This window comes from Nostoc sp. ATCC 53789, from assembly GCF_009873495.1.
Classification (GTDB): Bacteria; Cyanobacteriota; Cyanobacteriia; order Cyanobacteriales; family Nostocaceae; genus Nostoc; species Nostoc muscorum_A.
This window is the reverse complement of sequence record NZ_CP046703.1, coordinates 5,230,683-5,254,918: the sequence shown is the minus strand read 5'-3', so window position 1 is coordinate 5,254,918 and position 24,236 is coordinate 5,230,683. Positions and strand designations below refer to the sequence as shown.

Annotated in this window: 18 protein-coding genes; 3 read left to right on the top strand and 15 right to left on the bottom strand. The window is 37.8% G+C overall.

Features of this window, described 5'->3' with window-relative positions; genetic code table 11:
* Positions 1 to 32: 32 nt before the first annotated feature.
* The 13 genes from GJB62_RS21840 to GJB62_RS21780 form a co-directional block, all read right to left on the bottom strand.
* Positions 33 to 1,103: a glycosyltransferase family 1 protein gene (locus GJB62_RS21840; RefSeq protein WP_114082769.1), complete on the bottom strand. Its 1,071-nt coding sequence runs from the start codon at positions 1,101 to 1,103 to the stop codon at positions 33 to 35.
* An 18-nt stretch (positions 1,104 to 1,121) separates the two neighbouring features.
* Entirely contained in the window at positions 1,122 to 2,039 is a 918-nt protein-coding gene (locus GJB62_RS21835) for a glycosyltransferase family 2 protein (RefSeq protein ID WP_114082768.1), read from the bottom strand.
* The gene (locus GJB62_RS21830) at positions 2,036 to 3,064 is read right to left on the bottom strand and encodes a glycosyltransferase family 2 protein (RefSeq protein WP_114082767.1); all 1,029 of its coding nucleotides are present in this window, start codon (positions 3,062 to 3,064) and stop codon (positions 2,036 to 2,038) included. The genes GJB62_RS21835 and GJB62_RS21830 overlap by 4 nt, the downstream gene beginning before the upstream one ends.
* A gap of 343 nt (positions 3,065 to 3,407) precedes the next feature.
* Positions 3,408 to 4,475: an NAD-dependent epimerase/dehydratase family protein gene (locus tag GJB62_RS21825; protein ID WP_114082766.1), complete on the bottom strand. Its 1,068-nt coding sequence runs from the start codon at positions 4,473 to 4,475 to the stop codon at positions 3,408 to 3,410.
* A gap of 36 nt (positions 4,476 to 4,511) precedes the next feature.
* Complete coding sequence (locus GJB62_RS21820; RefSeq protein WP_114082765.1) at positions 4,512 to 5,579, bottom strand: NAD-dependent epimerase/dehydratase family protein; 1,068 nt, start codon at positions 5,577 to 5,579, stop codon at positions 4,512 to 4,514.
* Positions 5,572 to 6,897: a glycosyltransferase gene (locus tag GJB62_RS21815; protein ID WP_114082764.1), complete on the bottom strand. Its 1,326-nt coding sequence runs from the start codon at positions 6,895 to 6,897 to the stop codon at positions 5,572 to 5,574. Before GJB62_RS21815 ends, GJB62_RS21820 begins: the two co-directional genes overlap by 8 nt.
* Positions 6,898 to 6,964: 67 nt before the next feature.
* Positions 6,965 to 8,716: a hypothetical protein gene (locus GJB62_RS21810; protein WP_147262522.1), complete on the bottom strand. Its 1,752-nt coding sequence runs from the start codon at positions 8,714 to 8,716 to the stop codon at positions 6,965 to 6,967.
* Positions 8,717 to 8,815: 99 nt separating this feature from the next.
* Positions 8,816 to 11,524, bottom strand: coding sequence for a glycosyltransferase family 2 protein (locus GJB62_RS21805; protein WP_114082762.1), 2,709 nt, complete (start codon positions 11,522 to 11,524; stop codon positions 8,816 to 8,818).
* 127 nt (positions 11,525 to 11,651) lie between these two features.
* On the bottom strand, positions 11,652 to 12,449 hold the full coding sequence (locus GJB62_RS21800; protein ID WP_114082761.1) for a class I SAM-dependent methyltransferase: 798 nt from the start codon (positions 12,447 to 12,449) through the stop codon (positions 11,652 to 11,654).
* Between the two features lie 178 nt (positions 12,450 to 12,627).
* Positions 12,628 to 13,845, bottom strand: a complete 1,218-nt coding sequence (locus tag GJB62_RS21795; protein ID WP_114082760.1) for a class I SAM-dependent methyltransferase — start codon at positions 13,843 to 13,845, stop codon at positions 12,628 to 12,630.
* Between the two features lie 22 nt (positions 13,846 to 13,867).
* The gene (locus tag GJB62_RS21790) at positions 13,868 to 14,389 is read right to left on the bottom strand and encodes a class I SAM-dependent methyltransferase (RefSeq protein ID WP_159402544.1); all 522 of its coding nucleotides are present in this window, start codon (positions 14,387 to 14,389) and stop codon (positions 13,868 to 13,870) included.
* Positions 14,390 to 14,541: 152 nt separating this feature from the next.
* On the bottom strand, positions 14,542 to 15,930 hold the full coding sequence (locus GJB62_RS21785; RefSeq protein WP_114082758.1) for an ABC transporter ATP-binding protein: 1,389 nt from the start codon (positions 15,928 to 15,930) through the stop codon (positions 14,542 to 14,544).
* Positions 15,931 to 16,006: 76 nt separating this feature from the next.
* Positions 16,007 to 16,852, bottom strand: coding sequence for an ABC transporter permease (locus GJB62_RS21780; protein WP_114082784.1), 846 nt, complete (start codon positions 16,850 to 16,852; stop codon positions 16,007 to 16,009).
* Positions 16,853 to 17,667: 815 nt separating this feature from the next.
* On the opposite strand from GJB62_RS21780, the gene GJB62_RS21775 reads away from it, so the two are divergent.
* Positions 17,668 to 17,856 (top strand): DUF2862 domain-containing protein, encoded by a 189-nt coding sequence (locus GJB62_RS21775; protein ID WP_114082757.1) that lies wholly within the window; start codon positions 17,668 to 17,670, stop codon positions 17,854 to 17,856.
* 120 nt (positions 17,857 to 17,976) lie between these two features.
* Complete coding sequence (locus GJB62_RS21770) at positions 17,977 to 19,077, top strand: ArsA family ATPase (protein WP_114082756.1); 1,101 nt, start codon at positions 17,977 to 17,979, stop codon at positions 19,075 to 19,077.
* Positions 19,078 to 19,549: 472 nt separating this feature from the next.
* Here the strand turns inward: GJB62_RS21770 and GJB62_RS21765 are convergent, their stop codons facing one another.
* A complete protein-coding gene (locus GJB62_RS21765; RefSeq protein WP_114082755.1) occupies positions 19,550 to 22,285 on the bottom strand; it encodes a DUF4347 domain-containing protein in 2,736 nt (911 codons plus the stop codon).
* A gap of 303 nt (positions 22,286 to 22,588) precedes the next feature.
* A complete protein-coding gene (locus tag GJB62_RS21760) occupies positions 22,589 to 22,831 on the bottom strand; it encodes a hypothetical protein (protein ID WP_147262521.1) in 243 nt (80 codons plus the stop codon).
* A gap of 349 nt (positions 22,832 to 23,180) precedes the next feature.
* Between GJB62_RS21760 and chlG the strand changes: the two genes are divergently transcribed.
* Positions 23,181 to 24,227, top strand: coding sequence for a chlorophyll synthase ChlG (gene chlG / locus GJB62_RS21755; RefSeq protein ID WP_114082754.1), 1,047 nt, complete (start codon positions 23,181 to 23,183; stop codon positions 24,225 to 24,227).
* The last annotated feature ends 9 nt before the right edge of the window (positions 24,228 to 24,236 follow it).

Below are 24,236 nucleotides of genomic sequence, written 5' to 3'. Positions count from 1 at the left end.
TCTAAGTCCCTGCCTTACTCAACGGTATTATTTTACATGTACCGGGATAACACTTCGACGGTTGCTTTTCCTGTTTTTTCCCAACTGAATTGTTGGGAATGAGTGATACCCTGGCTAGAAAGGTGCGATCGCAAACCCGAATCAGTTGCGATCGCCTGCATCGCCTCTGTAATTTCTCCAGTGTTGTATGGATCAATCAGAATCGCCGCGTCTCCAGCCACTTCTGGTAAGGAGGAGAGATTGGAGGTAATGACGGGAGTACCACAAGCCATTGCTTCGAGGATAGGTAAACCAAAGCCTTCCCAGAGACTGGGGAAAACCAGAGCGATCGCTTCATTGATGATTTTTGGTAATTCGCTGTAAGGTATATAATCTAGGAACTTCACTTGATTAGTTATACCTAGTTCTGCAACTTGCGCTATTAAACTTGGGGTGTAACGTGCGTCAGTCGGCCCTGCTAACCACAATTCGTAATCTTTGTAATTAGGCAGTGCGGCAAAGGCGGTAATTAAACGTTCAGGATTTTTGTAAGGATTATGCCGTCCCAAATAAAGGAAATAGTTTTGTGTGGATAAATCCAAGCAAAGAAAATTCTTTATATCATACGCTAGTGGAATCGCAGTGATTTTTTCTTCAGAAACTCCCAAAAAACTGTTTAAATCCTGAGCCGTTGCCATTGAATTACAAATAACGTGTTTTGATTGTTGTATTACAGCACGAATATAATAACTACAATAAAGTCGCTGTGTTATGGAAAACCATTGTGGAAATCTTAAAGGAATTAAATCATGAACAGTAACAACATAAGGGCAGGAAGAAAATAAAGGAGCCTCTGGGATCGGAGAAAATAATAATGTAGACTTCATCTGTTTATAAAGACTTGGCAGTTTTAATTGTGTCCATAGCAGACGCTTTAAGTTCCCTTTCATACCAAAATCTGTTGTCATACCTGATGGTGATCGATGACATTTAATTCCAGAAATTTCTATTGGACTTAATACATCAATATCTAAATTTTTTAGTTCTTTTAATAAATTCAAGCTATAACTTAACCAACCTGTCGGCTGTGCCGGAGCGAAAGATAGATTTGCCAGTATGGGCATAATAAAATCCCTATATTATTAATTAGATACAGATACTTTAACGGCATTTTTTTTTATAGTAAATAACAAAACAATAATTTTTAGACTGTTAGGATTAGCTGTAGTTATAAATTCACCAAAAAATTTATAAAAAAGATATACGCGTAACAGTAGTTGTTCCCAGACAGGACGATGTTTTTGATAAAAATAAATCTGGCTACGTCTATATTCAATAGACATTGCATTAGCAACTTTCTGTATCGAATATCCTTTCAAATGAATCAAAGATACATGAGGCATGTAGATAATTTTATATCCTTGATACTGCGCTCTTTGGCATAAATCTGATTCTTCAAAATACATGAAAAAATTTTCGTCAAATCCACCTAATTCATGAAATAAACTTGAGCGAATAAAAAAAGCAGCCCCTACAACAATATCGACTTCTCGAATTTCTTGAAATTTCTGTTCAATCAAATTTTGCTGAGAGATATTTTGATAAGCTTGATGAAGCCGACGAGCTTGATATTCACCTTTAATTCCTAATGCTGGCGAAACAGAAATTTGTAAGCTTCCATCTGGATTTAGTAGTTTTGGGCCAATAATTCCTACTTGTGGGTCTGCTTGCATCAATTCAATTAAAGGCGGTATAATATTACTATTAAGTACAGTATCAGTATTTAATAAAAATAAGAATTCTCCACTAGCAAGTTTTGCACCTGCATTATTCCCTGCTCCAAAACCTCTATTTTCTAACTGTTTAACTAAGCGAATTTGGGGATAATTTGCCTCAACTAATTCAGCACTGCCGTCGTTAGAAGCATTGTCTACAAGAATGATTTCATGGTTAGGTATATCAATAAATTTTTGTATGGAGTTTAAGCAATTAGGTAGAATATCTACTCCATTATAGTTAACTAAAATAATCGATACTGAGATAGGTTTTTGCTGATTCATTTTTTTGGGATATTGCTCTTCTTCATTTTAAATCTGGGCAACACCTTGAAGATATAATTTTGAACTCGTTGAATATCGAATAAAATTTTAAAAATCAAAATTCGTAGTGCTATACCTTCAGAATGATATCCAGCTTTTAAACTTTGGTAACAAAGCTTAAGAATACCCAAACCAAAATCTAAGCGGCGCTCGTCAAAGGGATTATACCAGTTTGAATTGAATTGTTGGTAAAATCTAGCTTGAAATACTTTACTCAACTTAGAGTGAACTATATAGCTTTTACCTGTAATTTTAGATTTTTTACTGAACCAGAGCATAAATTCAGTGTAAAAATTACCAGCATTTTGCATTGCTCCTACTGCATTGCAACTATGAAGCCTATAGCGGACTAATGGTTGGCGAATATGAGCAATTTTACCTTTTTGAATTGCAACCAATGCTACCCACCAATCATGATGCCAACCAATTTCATCTTGTTGGGGAAAAGGTAGAATAGAAGGAACTAGAGAACTAGAAAATAACAAAGAGCATCCTGTCACGACATTACGAAGTAGTAACAATTCTACCGTGGTTTTTTCGGGATTACGTCCTTCAAAATCCCAAGTAGAAAGATTGATAGTTTGGTCATAACTGTTTATTAACTCCAAATCAGAATGAACCAATAATGCGTGTTCAGCGCGTAAAGTTTTTAGCAATACTTCTAGCTTTTCTGGTTGCCAAATATCATCTTGGTCGGAGAAGCTTATGGCTGTAACTGTGTGGTCTTGAATACAGTATTCCAAACCCCTTTCAAAATTATAGTAATGTTTAAGATTATCGCTATGAAAATGAAAAATAAACCGTGAATCATTGCCAACAATTTCTTGCATTGCAGTTTGAGATTCAGATTGCGAGCAGTCATCAACAATATGACAAACCCAATTATACCAAGTCTGATTTTGAATGGACTGGATCTGTTTCTGAAAATATTCAAGCTGAGGATTATAGGTCGCTAAAACAATACCGATTTTTTCTTGAGCCTGCATTTAAGTTTAATTTATTTTGGCATAACGAGATAGGCAACTTTTATTAAAGTATAATTTTAAAGGTAACGTGGGGATAAGTTTCATAAATTTTTACTCTGCTATTTTTTTACTCAAAATTATTTGGTATTGCATAAAAATAATATGAACTAGAGTGAATATTCATGTAATATCCACGTTGTAATTCAAACCATAACCGTAAAATAAATTGTTAGTTTATTATCTCAAGTATCGTTGTATTTCAATGCAGGGAAAAGCCCCCGCAAGGATATGGCGATAGCTACGCCCGCCGCAGGCATCGAATAATTTATATTGTGATTCAGCAAGTCCTGATTTTTATACTAGTTTAGTTTGTTTTCCTAAATGCTTGGGCATAATAAATCTCCTCTAGAATCTGTTGAAGATTATACTTGTATTCCCATATTGGATAGTGAGAGCGGAACTTTCTTACATCTGAAATATACCAGATATGATCGCCAGAGCGGTTCTCATCTGTATAGATGTATTTCAGCTTTTTACCTACGATGTTTTCGCAAATTGAGATTGCTTCTAACATAGAACAATTACTATGCCGAGAACCCCCAATATTATAAACCTCTCCACATCTAGGATTTTGATAAAAATAGTAAAAGGCATTGACTAAATCATAACTATGTATATTATCTCTAACCTGTTTGCCTTGATAGCCAAATATAGTGTAAGTTTCACCAGTGATAGTACATTTCATTAAGTACGCTAGAAAACCGTGCAACTGAGCGCCACAATGGTTTGGTCCAGTCAGACAACCTCCTCTAAAGGTAGCAGTCTTCATACCGAAGTATTTACCATATTCTTGAACTAGTATATCTGCGGCAATTTTAGAAGCGCCAAATAGAGAATGTTTGGAGTTGTCAATTGTCATTGACTCATCAATGCCTTTTATATATTGATGATTTGGTTCAATCTCCCAGCGAGTCTCTAACTCCTGCAAGGGTAGATAATTAGGAGTATCGCCATAGACTTTATTGGTTGAGGTAAATATAAAAATTGCATCACGGCAGTATTGCCGAGTTGCTTCTAGTAATACTAAAGTACCGTTGGCATTAACCGTAAAGTCTGTATGAGGGTCTTTTGCTGCCCAGTCATGAGATGGTTGTGCTGCTGTATGAATAATAAGAGAAATATCAGAGGAATATTCTTGAAATAGGTTTTCTACTGCCGAGCGATCGCGGATATCAATGTCATAGTGATGATAGCTATCACTATATTTATCTTCTAGGATACGACGATTCCAGTCTGTGGAAGCAGATTCACCAAAAAATACCGCTCGCATATTATTATCGATACCCACAACGTGAAAACCGTTTTGGACAAAGAAATGAACTGATTCTGAACCTATTAGACCAGAGGAACCAGTAATTAAAACGGTGGGCATAATGATTTTGACTCACCTCATAGTACAAACAACAGTTTAGGATAAAATGGGCTTTAAGATTGTTTCATACTCAATAATCCAGTTATAAATATCTCTAAGACTTTTTTCGGGATTCATAATTGGTTTCCATCCAGTCTTAGAGCTTATCTTGGAAGAATCTGTAATATAAATAGGGATATCACCTTTTCTAGCTATTTCTTCTGATTTGATAGGAATAGATTTACCAGTGATTGTCTCGCATAGTCTAGTAGTCTCTAATAGAGATAGACTATTATCAGCACCTCCACCGACATTTAAAACATCTCCATCTAGTTCTGAAAAATTTTCTAACTGATAATTAATCAAACTTAACAAATCCTCAATGTGCAATAAATCTCTAACTTGTTTACCTGTACCGCCATAGCCTATGTAACTTAAAGATTTTTCAAAATAGTGTGCAGCTAACCACAAAACAAAAACACCTTGGTCAACTTTACCCATTTGCCAAGGGCCTGTAATTACACCACAACGGTTGACTATTGCCTGAATACCATAAGCTTGCCGATACTCTTCGATTAGCATTTCTGAGGCAAGTTTAGTAGTACCATATAGAGAACGGTAGCTTTGAAGTGGAAATTCCTCCGCTATACCAAGATAAGATACTCCAGGTATTGTCTGTTCAACAGCAATGCTAAAGCGGGTTGGTAGTTGTAATAAATTAATTGATTTAAGTGTTTCGATTGGATAAACCCGACTGGTGGATAGAAAAAGCAAACGAGCTTGAGTTTGTCTAGCTAATTCCAGAACATTAATAGTTCCTATTAAATTTGTTTGTAGGACGTATTGTGGAGAAGCAAATCCTGCAAGCACAGAAGGTTCAGCAGAACAATCAATAATGGTATCGACGTTAAAGATTCCAGGGTCTAAATCGTTAGAAGAGCGAATATCTCCATGAATAAAGTCAATTCCCAAATTTTTTAGTCTAGGAATATTTAATTCTGAACCACGCCTTCGAAGATTATCAAAACATATAATTTCCCACTGAGAATAATGCTTTTTTAGATTAATTGCTAAGGAACTGCCCACAAAACCAGCTCCTCCTAAAATCAGAATTTTCTCAGCCATTTGATTTCAACCTTTGATTTACTACCAGTTTATTTTTGCTTAGATGATAATCTCCGCGTGATAAATGTTTTTCTAGCCAGATATAGAGAACTATAAACAAATATCGACTGCCCATTTCTTTTAGCTTTAGCTTAGAAACTCCTGTGGTTCTATTCCTCCAGGTAATAGGAATAGTTGTATAAGAATACCCTCTTGCTATGGCTTTTAGTGGTATCTCTACTGTTAAATTGAAATGATGAGATACTAATGGGGAGATACCTTCAATAACTTCTTGACGATAAATTTTAAAGGCATTAGTAGTGTCGTTAAATTTCAAGCCAAATAGTATCTGAATGAAAAGATTAGCCAAGCGATTTACAATTAATTTATGACTTGGATAGTCAATTACTTTACCGCCTTTAATAAAACGAGAACCAAAAACACAATCATAGCCCTCTTGAAGTTTATGGTAGTAAGATACGATGTCTTCTGGTGCATCTGAACTATCTGCCATAACAACCGCTACAGCATCACCTATAAAATTTTCTAACCCACAGCGAACTGCAAAGCCAAAGCCGTTAGGATAATAATTATTGACATAACGCAGCTTATTATTTTGAAAATTCATCTGCTGTAATAGTTCTTCTGTTTTATCTTTGCTGTTATCGTTAACAACTAAAATTTCGTAATCTATTTTTTCTTGTTCCAAAACCTTGCTAATAGTATCAACAGTTTGAACTATGCAGTCTTCTTCATTGTAGGCTGGAATTACTATTGATAAAGTCTTGACAGATTTTGAAGTATCTATCGTTATTGACTCATCTTTTCTGAAGCTAGAATTTACTGATAGGGCTGGAGCTAATGATTCTGGGTAATATGTAACTGATATTTTTTCTGCCTGTGAATTTTTATAATTTTTTGCTATTGGGGTTTTAAATACAAAGCGGTCGCTAATCAGATAATTAATTGATGCGCTCAAAAGTGCGCCTATTAAAGTATTGATGGCATAGTTAATTCTCAACCAATCTAAAATAGGAAAGATAAAGAAAATGCGAGTAATCACTGCAACTCCAGCCGAAACATGGTAAAGAGGAAGTTGTCGTAAAAAAACTTCTCTAATATTCCAAATACCCCCAGTCCAAACCCAAGTTCGGTATATAAAGAAACTAAATATTAGGGAGATTTCAATTGAAATTACATTCGCTATATTACGCAAAAAAGGTGTATTGAATCCTAGCTTTTCAATTATTAAATAAATAAGCGCTAAATTTAAGGCTGCTGCTAACCCGCCACCTAGTAAAAACTTTAGTATTTTTGAGCGAAACATTTTTTTTAGCATTTTGGCTCTATTACTCCCTTTATGCTCTCAATAATAAATGTAATGGTTTCTAACCTAGGTTTCTTTTTTACTCCAGCACTTTTATCTTTGGTTCACCATTCAACTGAATAAACTGTTGACCTTCTTGGTCATAAACCCAAGCTTTGATAGTAGTTTCACCTAGTGGTATAGAACTTAGAGAAACATTTGCTTCCCATCCTGATGTATCATAAAGACTTGAATTAAAAGCTTTTGCAACATCAGTCCTATTTAAAAATATAGTCCCATAGGCAAAAAAAGATTGATTATTGCCGTATGACAGCAAAACGAGGAATGGTTGTTTGCGGCGTTCAGGCAAAATACCCCAGCCAAGAAACTTTATAGTATCCTTCTTGTGTAGAATTAATGGTTGATATACTGTTGAAGGAACATCAATATTACCGTAAATTTTTGCTGTTTTAGTTGTAAAAATTATATTTTTAGAAAAACTTCTAAACCCTAACTTTTGAAGATTTTTACTCGATTCTATTACCCGCAAGGGTTTAGGATAGAACATCTGTAAACAGTTATTAGGAGATTCCTTATCTATGAAATTTATAACCTCTAAGCAATGTTTAGCAGCATTATGTGCTTTCCAAATATTTTTACCTTCTACAATGCAGCTTGTAGAGCTAAAAACAAAAATACATATTAAAAATCCCAGGCAGAACCCTGAAAATATATGCGTATTTTTACCTGCATCTTGCCACTTGTATAAAATCCATAATTGGCACAATTGTAGGCAGGATATGACTAATAATATCGAAACTGTTATGTACCTTGATGAAGTCGCTTGCTCAACACCAAAACCAGCTCTACCAAAAGTAGTAATTAATGCAAAAAAAATAGCAAACCAGCCCAATGATAGCCAAGGAACTGCTTTGGTTAAAAAAACTGATTTATAATTTTTGAAACAGAAAATATTAAAAAACAAAAATATTAAAAATATTATTAAGCCATTAGCTATAGGAGTGAAAATACTTTTTCCTAACGAAAAACCTATCATAGAAAAGAAATATTTAAATGCAATTAATGGCTCTTGTAAAATAAAGAATATACTAGGATTATCAGAAGGCTTCTTATAACCAATAGAGTAGATAGCAACACAAAAAGTAAAAAGTCCGACCCATACTAGAATCCTGATCTTTTTGTGTTTAGTTATCCCTTCAACTAAGTATACTGATGGAAGTAATACCAGCCAAGAAAGTAATCCATGAGCTGACGAAAAGCTAGCAATAAGACAGCATAAAGATGCAAGTGATAGTCTAAAATGTGGATGCCAATTTTTAGGTACAGTAAGAATGAAAACTGCTAGGATTAGGCATGTATTTATCAAGAACCAAGCTATTTGAAATCCCCATAGCCAATTTTCATACTGAATTAAAGAAAAATTGGCAATACAAATTGTAAAATTAAATAAATGAAATAATAGTTTATTATTTTTATTGGAACTATAAGCTGCAATTTTATACAAAACAGCAAAGTTTAATAAAGCCAGTAAAAGGCTAAAATAGGTTTCCAATTTAATGTTCCATTTTGAGGAAAATGCAAGGATAGCAAATATTATTCTTGGAAAAAAAATCCGATGCTCGTTATGCTGGGCAAAAAAATCTGCAAAGCTTGCAGTACCGCTATAAATTTTATCGAAAAGATATACTAATTCCCAATCGTCCCAAACAGGCATGTTTACGGCGAAGGAAGTAACAAACCAAAAAATTAGAATAATTGGTAATGAGTAAGCAATTCCTAAGAATACCTGTGCTTTTTGAAAGGGCAAATGCCTCGATAATATATTTGACATTTATTTACTATTTTATTTTAAGGAGTGGAAAATATCTTCCGTAATTTTGAAAATCTAGTTTTTTTATGTAATATACCTACTTTATATAGCAGACCGTTATCACACATATCTATCTTCATGGCTAAGTTTTTTCTTGATTTTAGATATCAATTCGCTATCAAATGTTTGTTCCCATGAAGAAGACCAATTGACTTTTGAGCCTGTTAGACGGAAATTCCAATCCTGGGACAGGATAACAGCTTTCGCAAGAGTTTCCGCCACTCCGTCTGCTGTAGGTTCCGCAGCTAGTATATTACTTGATATCTCTTTGAGGCGTTCTGCTGTTTTATTAATACAGGTATTAGTTACTACCACCATACCTGCTGCTGCCATTTCTAAAGGTAGCAAACTGGGGTGAGGAGTATACATGAGAGCCAACCCTAAATCGTGTTCTGGAAGTAACTCGCAGTATTCATCTAAGCTTACCTTACCTAACATCTGCAAAGATCGCCCATTTGCAAGAGGTACGGATGGTCTTAATTTCTCAGTTCCAATGCCGTAAAATTCCCAATCTTCGGCATCAAAGATGCCAGACACTATTGCCTTATTTAGTGCCATCAAACCAACCTCAAACATATTGCGTGCTGCATGAGTTTCAGGGCGACTGTAAAAAAGCAACTTTTTTGCAGCTTTTTTTGGAGGTAATGCAGGCAATTCAAAAGTTTGAATTGCATTTTCGAAAGATGCAATTAATGGTGAATGTTTATGTCCCGATGCAAATACCCCTATGTTTTGCTGTTGAAAATACTCCATTAACAAAGCGGTTGAGAATAATGCTGAATGGGGAAAGTCATACGACTGACGAGCTATAGCAAAGTAAGCCCCCATAGAAAATGTAAATGGCTCAAATTCTTGAATAAAGTATAAAAATTCTGGATGTCCTAATTGAGTAGATGCCTGATGAGCAATGTGAGCAGTCCACCAAGTTGTGGCAATAAATGAATCAAGAGGATTAACAGACAGTGTAACTTCACGATTATAATGAAGCGATATCTCAATGTAACTTAATAAATCTTGCAGCCCTGGGTATTGTATCATACCCTCTGTAATCTCCTGCGGGTGAAAGTCGCACTTATCAACAATAACTAACCGAACTTTTAATCCAGCTTTAGCTAATAAAATCGCAAAATTAAATTTAGCAATATATCCACCAAATAAATATTTGAAATTAATTTCTGGAATCAAAATATTAACGCGAATTGACTGAGATTCACTAATGTCTAATTCTAAAGGTGCGATTTTTGCTTCTAGTGCTGTTTGAAAAAATCTATCTTTTTTGTCTGTAATTTCAAACCCTGGTTCAGCAAGAATCTTAGATGTCCGCTTTGTGGCGGCTGATAGTTGATTTAAACTTAATACTAAACGTTTAGATAGAGTTACTAAAACACGAGATTGGAGTAATCGCCACTCAGCATGATTGGTTGTATGTGTTTGTATCAGTAATATATGTTTTTTTAATAAAGGAAAAATAGAGAACCATCTATCATTGAACATATCCAATATAGAAAGATCGGTTACAGCTTTATCTCCTACTCGGAAACGCAGGTTAGTTGCCATAAGTTCCAACCTACGAAATTCATATTGATAAATTGCCCATCCCCTTTCAACATAAGCTTTTAAGTTTGCTTTAATAGAACCACGGGGGCTAAAAATAAATTGTGTTGTTAGCTTAAATAATTTAAATAGACGTTCTAGTGGTGAAGCGGCTTGGAAGTCAGCGTGGCCAATTATATTTGAGCCATGCTGTATGTAATCGTATAGTGGCTCATCAATGTAGGCTATTCTTCCCATAGACCTTGCTACTATTGATAACCACTGATCGTGGAATATTTCTCCCATAGGATAGGGAAAAGGTAACAAAATTTTCACTAAACTACGGCGAAACAAGCAAGCTGCACCAGTAACAGTATTCGCTAGCAGTAACATGGAAATATCTTCATAGTAGTTTTGTCTATTAACCCAGTAACTATTAGAGATTACTTCTCCATTTCCCTTAACAATACGCATATCAGAATAAACCAAACTGACATCCGGTTCCATACTGGCTAAACAGCTGCTGAGTTTATTTGTATACCAATAATCATCTTGATCGGAAAGTGCAATATATTCAGCAACATCACCAACCCTTTCTAAAGCTCTTTCAAAGTTTTTATAAAACCCTAGATTTGATTCGTTACGATAAACATGAATGCGTTGATCTATTTCGCATACTTTGCAAAGTTCTTTAAAGGACTTTTGTGAAGATTTATCATCATTAACTATAAGAATCCAGTTTTTATGGGTTTGGTTGAGAATAGAATCTATTTGCTTCTTAAAATTATCGATTTTCGGGTTATATGTAGCCATGCAAATTGCAATCAAAGGCTCATTTAAATTAGAATTTATCTTTAATTTAGATACTGTTTCTACTACATTGTTTGATTGACAGTACACAAATCCCATATCTAAGGAATGTACATGATCGCTATAGTAAAAATTCAGAGTTAGTTTTAGTTTTTTACCGATGTCGTCTTTTGCAAAAGGAATCATTCCATAAAAACCTGAGCTCAGGCTTTTATAAGCGGGAGATATAGATTTATAAGCAGCAAATACATCAGTCCTCAAATCATTAACATGTGTAAGTGAATGAATTTTATTGTCTACACCGACTGATATGCCTCTAATTTGGTTTTCTGTATCTAAGCACCAACCTGAAAATGGAATGTAAGTACCCTGTCCTACAGTCACTACGTTTGCAATTGGGATATCGATAGAATAATTAAATGGCATTTTTAATTCCCTAAAATTTTTGAGCGCAAACAAACATATTTTTGTAATTTGATAGAGAAGCTTATCTCATTTAAAACTTTTAATGGCTCTCTTCAAGCTATTATTCTAAGTTTATTAACTATGTTAATTACAAAGTTTTGCTTAAAACTTTATCTATGAGTTTTCTACTAACAAATACTTCTAAAAAGTCTGCTTCTAAACCCATTTTTTTATCTTTGATTAAGTATATTGTTGTGGACATACCACTATGTGTATAAATATAATCTGTAAAATCAATACCCCAATCAAATGTTACCAGTGATCCCTTTTTATCAATCGGATTTCCATGATAAATAGGCTCTACAAGATGCTCTATCTCATTATTCACCAACCTTGCTCTTTGAAGACTTTTCTTCATTTGAGGATACCAAGGCATTGTAAATATGTGTGCCCCTCCAGGCTTTAATACACGACTTATTTCTGTAAAGGCAGCAGAAGGATTTATCACATGCTCAAAAACATCCTGAGTAATTATTAGATCGAAAGAGCTATCTGCGAGTGTCATATTTTCAAGATTTTCGCATCTTATGCCATGCTTATAATCTCCCAAAGGAGTGTCTTGAAAAAAATGCGTGGCTACATATTCAGGACAATTTGTTTGAATAAAATCAGAAGAAATGCCCGAAGGGGATGACTCATGAATCTTCAGTTTTCTCCATTCAGGATAAAATAAGTTTAATGCAACAATGATTGCTCTTTGTCTAGGAATTGAATTGCATTGCAAGCAATAGTAAAAATCACGGAGCCAGTCTTCTTTTATAATGAAGAAAACCTGCGATTCGCAAATTGGGCAGTATCCATCATGGATTTTACCTTTAAAGTAGTAAGATAAAAATTTTGATAATTTTATACTAGATTTTGAGTAAGCATTGTACAATTTTTTCATGGATTATTTAGAATTAGTTCAAATTTATCTATGACTTGCTTCTGTTCACTACTTGTACTGTATTATACTACAGAACCATTTTCTAGAGGCTACAAATATTAATATTGCTTAGTGATGTATCTGCATTTTTCTCATCTGAAAGGTTTGATTTAATGCATTATTATATTGACATAAATCATTATTTATCGAGAGCAACTCCAAAAAAATGTTTCACATTAAACCATTGTGTTCGTAACTTCCAAAACTTACTTGTCTGCATTGCCTCAAGTTGATCATCAGTTTCGTGTAGTTTGACTTTCATTGTTTGAAGCTCTAACTCTAACTCTTCCAACTTAGTTTGACTTTGTTGCAGTTGAGATTGGGATTGTTCTAGCTTTACCTGTGTTTGTTGCAGTTGAGATTGGGATTGTTCTAGCTCTGCCTGTGTTTGTTGTAGTTGAGATCGGGATTGCTCTAACTCTGTCTGTGTTTGTTGCATTTGAGATTGGGATTGCTCTAACTCTGTCTGTGTTTGTTGCGTTTGAGATTGGGATTGCTCTAACTCTGTATGCGTTTGCTGTAATTTAGATTGACATTGCTTTAATTCTGCTTGTGTCTGTTGTAGTTGCGATCGTGTTTGCTCTAAAACTTCTCCAGTTTTACGCCAACCTATTTCCATCCAATTCAATAAATCATCCTGGCTATCAATATAAACTGAATCAATATCTGGCTTAGTAGTAATATTCTGGTTGGAACATATTGCAAAAAAATAAATTGGTGCATTTAAACTAGAAACTTTTTGCACGACTTGATTACTGTCTGTTGTATAAGCTTTAAAAATATTTGCTTTTGAATTTTCTAATTTAAAGATGAAAGAGCCTATAGCCATTCTTTGTCCATAAATCTCAACATAACCGAAGTAACCTTTCAATAAAGCTGTTAATTCATCATAGTAAAGCTCTTTGACATGAAATGGATTAGAATATTTCGGTTCATCTGAATAAGTTAAGCGATTAGGAGAGGAAATAATCAATACTCCACTAGGTTTAAGAACTCGCTTAATCTCCTGCATCATTTCCTCGTGCTTATCATGATGCTCAATTGTTTCAAAAGATGTTACTACGTCAACTGAATTATCGGGTAGTGGTACTGAGTCGCACGAACCCACCATAAATCTTATATTCTTATGAGTACTATACTCTTTGGTGGCATACTCTACAACTTCAGAATTAATATCAACTCCAACAACTGACTCGGCTACATCTGCAAGCAACGCACAACCATATCCCTCACCGCAAGCAATATCTAATACATTTTTACCCGCTACATAGTCAACACATAGAGCATATCGATGTAGATGCTCATATTTAATCTGACCATTTAGAGAAGGAACGTATCTCTCACCTGTAATTTCCATATTTTCTATCAACCTTATAAAATTACTTTACTGCTACTAACGCTTGTGCTGAAGGATATTCTACAGAGAACAGTCGACACTCTGTAAATCCTGCCTTAATTACATGCTTCCAGGCATCACATCCATATTCTGTATGAACTACAAAATCTGGTTGATTTTCTTGAGAGCCATGATAACTTGCAGGCATACCTTCTCTATAAATGGTTAGTCTATCGACAATCATGGGTATAGTGAAAGCACAATATCCCCCAGGCTTTAATACTCTGTAGCACTCAGATAAACCTCGAATTGGATGCTTTATGTGTTCTAAAACATCTGAATGAATAACCAAATCAAAAGTCATGTTTGCAATATTCATATTCATCATATCTATTTCCGGATATACTTTTAAAGTATGATTCGGTATTTCAACTAAAAAGTTTGTTAAACTCCCTGCTTCATTGATTTCTAGTATTTGCAAATTTTGGATTTCTTTCTGCTTCACAAAATCTTTAAAAAACCCTGTATAGCTAAAACATCTCATTATTGCTTTGGCTAACGACATGGAGCGTAAGTTAGACTTACAGTCTATGCAATGTAGACCTTGCTGTTTGTTAATATATTCGACTTCATAAGGGGATATACGCCATTCATCGATTAATTCTTTCCACAGAACATCATAAGCTTTTAAGTAACTCGATCCGCAACAATAACAAATCATTTTGCTAAGGTATTTGTTAATAATTGAGTTGTTAAAAAAATATCTACTTCATGGGAAACAGTAACTTTGGTAAATCTAAAAAAACCAAAAGTTAAATCCGTAACTCCCGACTCTATAACCACAGGAGCCTGCAACCAATCCATCATTTCATGGCTTTCCTGGCTACCATCGGCTACGGCTGGTTCAAGTGAATAAGTATCACTTTTAATATGAGGCCATTTGATTTCAAAACTCACACTAATCAATTTTTCTTTCTCAAATTTGGCTAATGGATGCTTATACTGATGTGTATTCCACCCAGCAATTGGGACTCTTAATCTGTCATACATTGTAATACCAAAGATTGGGCTTTCAACGTAGTCGTGACTGACGATTTTTGTGCGAATTATCAAAGTATCATCAGGCATAACAAAACCTGTTTTTTGCCCTTCATTGTTAAAAATTTCTAAACTTAAAATTTCACAACGTCCGGTTCCAAATCTCTTAACTGTGGGAAACGACAGAAATTCTTTATTCGTAAAATAGTTGTAATTTAAATTTTCAATAGATTTATCCAATTTAACTTCTATATTTCCTTCATGATTTTTTATTATTTCTATATTTTGCGAATCAATTAAGCGTTCTGTCTTGTTTTTGATTCCATCATTTATCTTTTCATATATCCACGCTTGGTACGATTTACTAATATCAACTGGAGTACCTTTTTCAACTATTTGACCATGATTAATCCATATAGCACTTGAACACAGACGATTCACAGATGCTATATCATGAGATACAAACAAAATAGTTCCACCAGAGTCTTGAAAATCTTTAATTTTTGCCATACAGCGATGCACAAACACGCCATCTCCCACAGATAAAGCTTCATCTACAATCAAAATTTCTGGATTCACATTAATAGCTACTGCAAATGCCAAGCGGACAAACATACCACTGGAATAAGTTTTAACAGGTTCATCAATAAAATCTCCTATATCTGCAAATGTGACTATTTCTTCAAATTTTTGCTCAAGTTCTATTTTACTTAAGCCCAGTAGTTGTCCATTAAAAAATACGTTTTGTCGGCCGGTAAACTCTGGGTTGAATCCACTTCCTAACTCTAGCAATGCAGAAACTCGACCATTAACTTTTACATTACCTCTAGTTTGACTGAGAGTCCCAGCAATAATTTGCAAAAGTGTACTTTTGCCAGAACCATTTTGACCAATAATTCCCACAGTCTCTCCCTTGGGAATATCCAAGTTAATATCGCGCAGTGCCCAAAATTCATCTGCTCTACTTTTTCCTGGTAACAAAATTTCTTTGAGTCGATCTACAGGATGAGTATACCGTTTAAAACACTTAGATACATTCTTTAGGGAAATTGCAATTTTTTCTCCCATATTTTGCTGCTAATCCTCAAAACTACCACACTATGAATCAAAGACAATTATGGCATCTATACTTCAACATTTGTGCTTACAATACATCTGCAAAAGCTGGACGCAGGCGACGGTAACACCACAATCCGCTACAAAAAATTACTAAAGCAATTAGCGAAGAAACTCCTAACTCGCCCCAATGTTTAACTTCTCCTACTAAAATTAAATCTCTATATCCCTCAACGATCGCTGTCATCGGATTTAACCAAAATACCCATTCCCGCCATGCCTCTGGAATTGCTGAGGCTGGATAAATAATTGGTGTCAAATACATCCAAATATTTAAAATCACCCCTAAAGTCTGCGGGATATCTCGCAAAAATACCGTTAGTCCTGCGGCTAAATAACTCAATCCTGCTGTTAACAATAACTGCGGTATCCAGACCAACGGCAACAACGCTAATGTAGTGTGTAGAGTATGAGAACTGATCGCCCCAAAAAAAATCAATGCTATTAAACCAAAGGAACTTTCGATAAACATTGATAAGATTGGTACTAGAGGTAATAATCCTAGTGGAAATACCACTTTCTTGACTAAATTTGGCTGTCCGATTACACAACTAGCAGCCTGACTTAAACCACCACTAAAAGCAATCCAAGGAACTAATCCTGCAAATAGCCACAAACCAAAGGTGAAGTTATTTTCTGGTAAAGTTTTCAGACTTAACTTCACCTTCAACACAATCGAAAACACATAGGTGTAAATCAGTAATTGTGATAGCTGATTTAGCAAAGGCCACAAATTGCCTAAAACAGAACCCTTATACCTCGCTTCTAAATCCCGACGCACTAAAGTTCTCAGCAAGTCAAACTTTGCCCACAACCGTTCATTTATCGGTAGTATGCGCCTCAGCCTCCCTGCCTTATGTACAAATCCTCGTATTGCTCGCAACAATTCCTGCTTCCTCGTTCACTACCGACACACCCAATTTTTCTCCATAAAGCTTAATAGCTATGAAAGTATCCTTGTGTTTCTTGGGGAATACATTATTACTAGAAAATCGTACACAAATTGTCTTGGTGATTATACAATGAATCGACTATTGCTAAGTATATTTTTCTTAGCAATATAAATTCTGTTGGTAACACTGCTTTTCTTGTTAAGGACGCAAGTTTTTGCTTAACTCAAGTTTCTGGATCAATTCCTTGTGATCGCAGACACTCTGCTAATCGCTCTGCCGTTGGCGGTCTTGCTCTGCTTTTTCTCCTAGCTTTGCCACCCAACCCCCTGAAGTATAGCAATGCAACCACAAACTCTTTATATTACAAAGGATGGCGGGCATGGTAGTAAAGGTTTAAGTTGCTAGCAAACAAAACTTCTTCAGATGGATAAGGTTAGAGCTTGACAAGTCTCACTCAGAAAATCCGCCTGAATGCAGTAAAATTTATCTGTAAAACCTGATTATCCTATTAATTCACTGGGTAAATTATCCATCCTAGGCATGGTTTCTTGTCGTGGACGGAGGATAGTTTGATACATAACGACTACTTGGGTTGCTTAACTCAAGCTATCTAGATGAACCTCTAACGATCACAAATGTTCCATCAATACGACTAATCGTTGCGATCGCATCTGTTGTTAATTTTAAGTTCTGAGGTTAGAAGTTTAGAATTTTCTCCCTCATCTCCCCTGAAATTGTGAAAGCTGAGTCACGGATTCCGCTACACTGAGACTGGTTTGTTGCATTGTAATCAGGCATGGAAATCGGACAAAAGGTTAAAGTGTTTCGTTTGCGCGATCGCGTTTCTCCCCCAATTGTAAAAAAACTAGGACAAGTGGGTATCATTCAAGGCTACAAAGTCATTGATAGTGGGATCGGTGTAGTAGTGCTGTTTGAGGACAATACTTCCACTTGGTTTTTTGAAGATGAAATTAAACCTGTGTAGTGATAAAGAACTCAGATCAGAGTTTTTCTCGGTATCTGAAATTTCCAGCACAGGTTGAGAATCTTTATTGAGTGCTAAGTTGGAATTGAAAAGATCGGCGGTGAAAATAGGAATCAAGTAATGGCTCTAATATTGACATTTTTGGGCAAAGGCGGCACCGCTCGTACCAAAATTGCGATCGCCGCCGCCAAATTATTGGCAAGTCAAGGCAAGCGCGTACTCCTAGCAGGACAAGCAGAACCAACATTGTCAATCCTGTTGGGTACTACCATTGCTGCCGATCCTCAAGAAATCGCTCCCAAGCTACAGGCGGTACAGTTTCAAGCATCTGTACTGCTTGAGCGCAACTGGGACGAAGTGAAAAAACTGGAAGCACAATATCTCCGCACGCCCATCTTCAAAGACGTTTTTGGTCAAGAACTGGTAGTATTGCCAGGGATGGACAATGCCCTAGCTCTCAATGCTATCCGCGAATATGATGCCAGTGGCAAATATGATGCGATCGTCTACGATGGCACGGGTGACTCTTTAACGTTGCGAATGTTGGGTTTGCCAGAATCTCTCAGTTGGTATGTTCGGCGATTTCGGCAATTATTTGTCAACTCCGATTTGGGTAAGACTATTACTGAATCGCCCTTAATCCAACCGCTAATTAGCAGCTTTTTCAATATCAACTGGACAGCAGATAACTTTGCTCAACCTACCAACCAAGTCAATAATTTCTTGGAAAAAGGGAGAGCCGCTCTTGGCGATCCGAAGCGTCTTGCTGCTTTCTTAGTGACCACAGGAGATCCAATTGACGTAGCAAATGCTCGTTATTTATGGGGTAGCGCTCAACAAATTGGTTTAACTGTCGGTGGTGTTCTGCTTGTGTCTCCTGAAACCAACGTCAATCTGCCAGAGGAATTTATACCCCTACCTGTGAGCGTTGTTCCCGACTCGCCAACAGATGACTGGCAAGCACTGATAGACGCACTACCCAACTTTGAAGCACAAGCTTTACAGGCTCCTAAACCAATTGAAATAGACATCCACAATCGTCAAGTACGCCTATTCTTGCCAGGATTTGACAAAAAGCAGGTAAAGCTCACCCAATACGGGCCAGAAGTTACGGTAGAAGCAGGAGATCAGCGACGCAATATTCCCTTACCTCCGGCTCTAAGTGGCAGACCCGTTGCTGGAGCAAAGTTTCAGAATAATTATTTGATAATTTCGTTTTAAGTTAAGGGAATGGGGAGTCATTCAAGGATAGGTATTTAGGTTTTGGAGAAATAATTGGGAATGTTCTCAATTATTCAACGTAGTTTTAAGGTTTAGGACAATAATTTTAGTTCTAAAAGCCAAAAAATTCGTCTAAGGGACTTCCAAGAAATAAATTATCCAAATAAACGAACCACAGAGACACAGAGAACACAGAGGGAGAAGAGATAGAGAGAATTATTTGCGTTAGTTTTGGGATATTGTTTTATTTGGAAGTCCCTAATCTGAAAAACCTACCCATGAGAGGGTGGACATAGGGAAAGCGAGAGTCGCGATCATGCGGCTCTCGCTTTGCTTAGTTGGATCTGTCAGAAGTATCTAATATCAAGTTCGGTTACTTAGTTATAGTTCCCGAATCTATACAGAAAATCCAAAAACCACTCCCCTCTGCTCGTCTGCGGTCTTAATGATAAGTCTTTATTCGGACAGGATATTAAGCTGCCACAAAAGGTCTCACGCTCCAATTGGGATCGATCACGTCAACGAGTTGATACCTTTGTACATAGTTAAAGCCACTTATTTGCCAGATATCTTCCTTCATCGTCTGCTTGTTGCGCCAGAGGATATCAGGTGTACCGTCACTGTTGAAATCATCAGTACCTGCAATCTCCCAGTTCGGATCAAACACCTGGGTAATGAAGTGGTCGGTTTGCAGGGTGAAGTTGCTATTCATCTGCCAAATCACATTCTCGCCGCTTGCCTTATTGCGCCAGAGGATATCAGGTGTACCGTCACTGTTGAAATCATCAGTACCTGCAATCTCCCAGTTCGGATCAAACACCTGGGTAATGGAGTGGTCGGTTTGCAGGGTGAAGTTGCTATTCATCTGCCAAATCACATTCTCGCCGCTTGCCTTATTGCGCCAGAGGATATCAGGTGTACCGTCACTATTGAAATCATCAGTACCCGCAATCTCCCAGTTCGGATCAAACTCCTGGGTAATGTAGTGGTCGGTTTGCAGGGTGAAGTTGCTATTCATCTGCCAAATCACATTCTCGCCGCTTGCCTTATTGCGCCAGAGGATATCAGGTGTACCGTCACTGTTGAAATCATCAGTACCTGCAATCTCCCAGTTCGGATCAAACACCTGAGTAATGTAGTGGTCGGATTGAAAGCCAGTGGTATTCATCTGCCAAATGACGTTCTGCCCGCTTGCCTGGTTGCGCCAAAGGATGTCAGCAATGCCATCACCGTTGAAGTCAGCTGTGCTGGCAATCTGCCAGTTCGCATCAGTCACGGTGGGTAAAAAGTAGTCGCTTTGCAGGGAGAAGTTATTCAGTTGCCAAACAGCATTCTCCCCAGTGCCACTGTTGCGCCACAGCAGATTATTGAGCGAGCTTTGGATCACACTATCGTTGTCTACGATCGTTGCTGTAAGTACCTTATTCTGAGGACTCAGTTGAGCATTCGTCGGTGTTCCCAGTGTCAACACAGCAGTTTTATTAGGCTCGACAACTAAATTATCAATCGGATTCAGGGTGATGCTACCAGTCAGTTGTCCTGGCAGAATTGTGATGGAATTGTTAGACAGTGTGTAGTCTGTTCCGTCCGTCGCTGTTCCCGATAGCGTAACTGGTACTGTAACGGTATTGGAAGTTACAGCATCAATTTGTGCTGTGATGTTTAGACTAGTTGCTCCTTCACCAACTGAGCCATTACTACTGGTAAAGTTAACCAACGGAGTATACGGCACACCACCAAATGTATCAACATTGAGTCCTGTGATTTCATGGACGTTGGTATAATCGCCAGTGGAGGCGGAGAAACCGAACTTGAACGTGGATGGCAGTTCGCCATTACTGGCAACGACATTGTAATTTTGGAGTGCGGCTGGAGTTTCGTTATTGTCTAAAAAATCTCCGTCATTGTTCAAATCAATTTTGAGAGATAACAGCCCAGCAGGTGTCAAATCAATCTGCACCTTCTTCTGAGCAGCCGATCGGCTCTGACCTGGAGTGTCAATACCTTCTGGAAGCGTTTCCGTTCCCGCCAGATAGTTGTAGCTGTTGGCTTGACTGCCATGAACTGCAATAGAGTCAGGTCTAGCACCTGGACCACCTGCACCATATACGGACTTAGAGAAGTTACCAAACTCGTCAAAACCAACACCAAGGTAGCCGCCTACAAGACCAGGTGTAGAGCCGTTACTAGAATAGCCGAGCGATCCTCCAGTTGAACCTGCCGCAGTTGGGTTGGCATTGCCATCAATAAGAAAGAAGCTGATACCATCTGCACCAGTGCCACCATAGGCATGAATGTTGAACGTAATGGAAAGACCGTTGCTGGCGTTAATGGGGCGGTTGTAGATGACAAAGGATGCCTGATCCGAGGTAGCAGAGGTTAATCGCAATGCGCCTGACCCAACCGCATCGGAGCCACCACCGGGTATGCCGCCGGTGGATGCTCCTATTGTAGAACGGGCGGTCAGTAGCGGTGCTGTGCCTGTTCCTGTTGTATTGTAGATCCAGGAGGGGTTCGTAATATCATTGCCCGTGAAGGTTTCTCTGAGAATATTATCCAAATTGTAAGCATAGGCAGAGGTAACTTTAGAGTCAAAGACGAGGGGTGACTCAATGTTGCCAATGGTTACTTCCAAATTCCAGTCGCCATCCTTACCTGTCAGGTTATTGGAGGCGGCAACATTGGCTCCAATAACCTGGCTGATTCTTTGGACAAACTCCTGACCGAGTTCACCTTGGGCAACGTTACAGCCATACAGCAAAATATCGGCATCGTTGGTCAGTGCCTTGCCCCAACTCTGCAACTGTGACGCATACTCTGGCAAGTTGCCCAAGTTCAGCTGACTGCTGCCAAAGTCCAGTCCGCCGGCTTCCCCGTGGCAAACGATATGCAAACTGGCAATGTTTTGCCGTCCCAGCAGGGTGTTAGTAATCTGGGTAACAGCATCCTGCACCGAGTCAAGCACATGGATCTCCGTGCCCGTAGTCACACCCGCCAGTAACTGCTCATAGTTTGTCACTGATCTATCGACAAACAAGAGAGATTGGCTAGCTCGTCCCAGTCCCGTTAAAGAACTTGTCAAGCTGCCTTCGTCCAAGGCAGGCGCAAGGCTGTTTTTAGATATCACATCAGTACAAGACGTACCCAACTGGGGAAGCTCAAAAGACATTGTATTTCTCTCCAAGAAGAAAGTAGAAGAAAACATCATACACGGATGAGATCCGTGTGAGGATAAAATAATATTACTTTTGTCTAACAAGTGTTTATTCTTGAAATCTCATAAATTTTTAGGTATAAAATAAGACTTTAAATTAAGCTTTGGGGTAATAATGTATTAAGATTATGCGTAGACGTAGCTAGCCTTCTCTACGAGACGCTACCCGAACGGCATTGCCTACCGAAAAATTGTGTTTCCGATCCGATTTTGAGCAAGGTTTTAAGTACTATTGCTTATTGAAAAATGATATATAAGCCAATACGGTTCAGTTAAGGCTAAAACTCTTTATCAAAGTCAATTTTTTGAACGTAGACGCAAAGCGGTGAGCCAGTCCGGTGGACGGGTTTCCCGGTATAAAGGAACTGCGTTAGCGTAGCGGTAGCGATAGCGCAGCGTTAGCGAGGAACGAGCGTCGGTACGAGCGTCTACCCGTAGGGCTTGCCGCAGACTACCGTATACTCCTAGGTCGAAGCAAGCTACGCACAGCATCTCGTAGAGAAGCCGGCTAGAGGTAGTTGATATGATAATATGCTCCATGTTCTTACTCATGAGGTGGAGCTTTTCTTGCTTTGCTGCAACACTGAAGCACCATTAAGACTTGATCTAGAATTATTAATTCGGGAGAACGCCCAGGTTTTTTATGAGTAGTTTTTTCCTTTAACTCATACGAACCATTAACTGATAAGTTCTGCGACTAACTCCTGTAAGTTGTTTAAATTTTGTGGAAGATGGTTTTCTGGCTAATGCTCAATGCCCCTCATGAATGCTGTTAGTGGATAGCTAAGATTTAGCCCGTACCGAGTAGAAAATCTCACTTCTTTACTCAGAACTGGAACATGGAAAAGAGGAACTGTTTTGCCCAATGCCCTATTAATCAGTAAATCTTATGTCAGAATTAACTCCCATTACCCCAGACCCTAACCCATCTGAGACATTAGACTCAGTGGTAAATAATCCCAATGAGCAAGCAATAGCATCCGCCGATCGCAATGCGAAAACTAGGCAGTTGCTGGGGATGAAAGGTGCAGCTGCTGGGGAAACTTCAATTTGGAAAATTCGTTTGCAGCTAATGAAGCCGATTACCTGGATTCCCCTAATTTGGGGTGTAGTGTGTGGTGCGGCTTCTTCGGGTAACTATACTTGGACGCTGGAAAATGTGTTGAAAGTATTAACCTGTATGCTGCTGGCTGGTCCATTGATGACAGGTTACACCCAAATTCTCAATGATTACTACGATCGCGAAATCGATGCCATCAATGAACCCTATCGCCCGATTCCCTCTGGGGCAATTCCCTTACCCCAGGTAATTATTCAGATTTGGGTATTACTGGTTGCTGGCTATGGTTTGGCATTTGCGCTGGATGTGTGGTCTGGTCATGAATTCCCGACAATTACAGCGATCGCAATTATCGGTTCTTTCATCGCCTATATTTATTCTGCACCTCCCCTGAAACTCAAGCAAAACGGCTGGCTAGGAAGTTATGCCTTGGGTGCAAGTTACATTACTCTACCTTGGTCTACAGGACACGCTTTGTTTGGCGATCTCAATTCCACAATTATAATTTTGACAATGTTCTACAGCTTGGCTGGATTGGGTATTGCCATTGTCAATGACTTTAAGAGTGTAGAAGGCGATCGCCAGCTAGGATTAAATTCATTACCCGTAATGTTTGGTATCACCACTGCGGCATGGATTTGTGTAGTGACAATTGATGTATTTCAAGGATTGATCGCAGCTTATCTTGTCAGCATCCATGAAAATTTGTATGCAACGATACTAGTACTGTTAATCATCCCGCAAATCACCTTGCAAGATATGTATTTCTTGCGCGATCCTGTGAAGAATGATGTTAAGTACCAAGCCAGCGCCCAACCTTTTCTTGTGCTAGGAATGCTAGTAACAGGTTTAGCTCTTGGTCATGCTGGTATTTAAATACTTCTA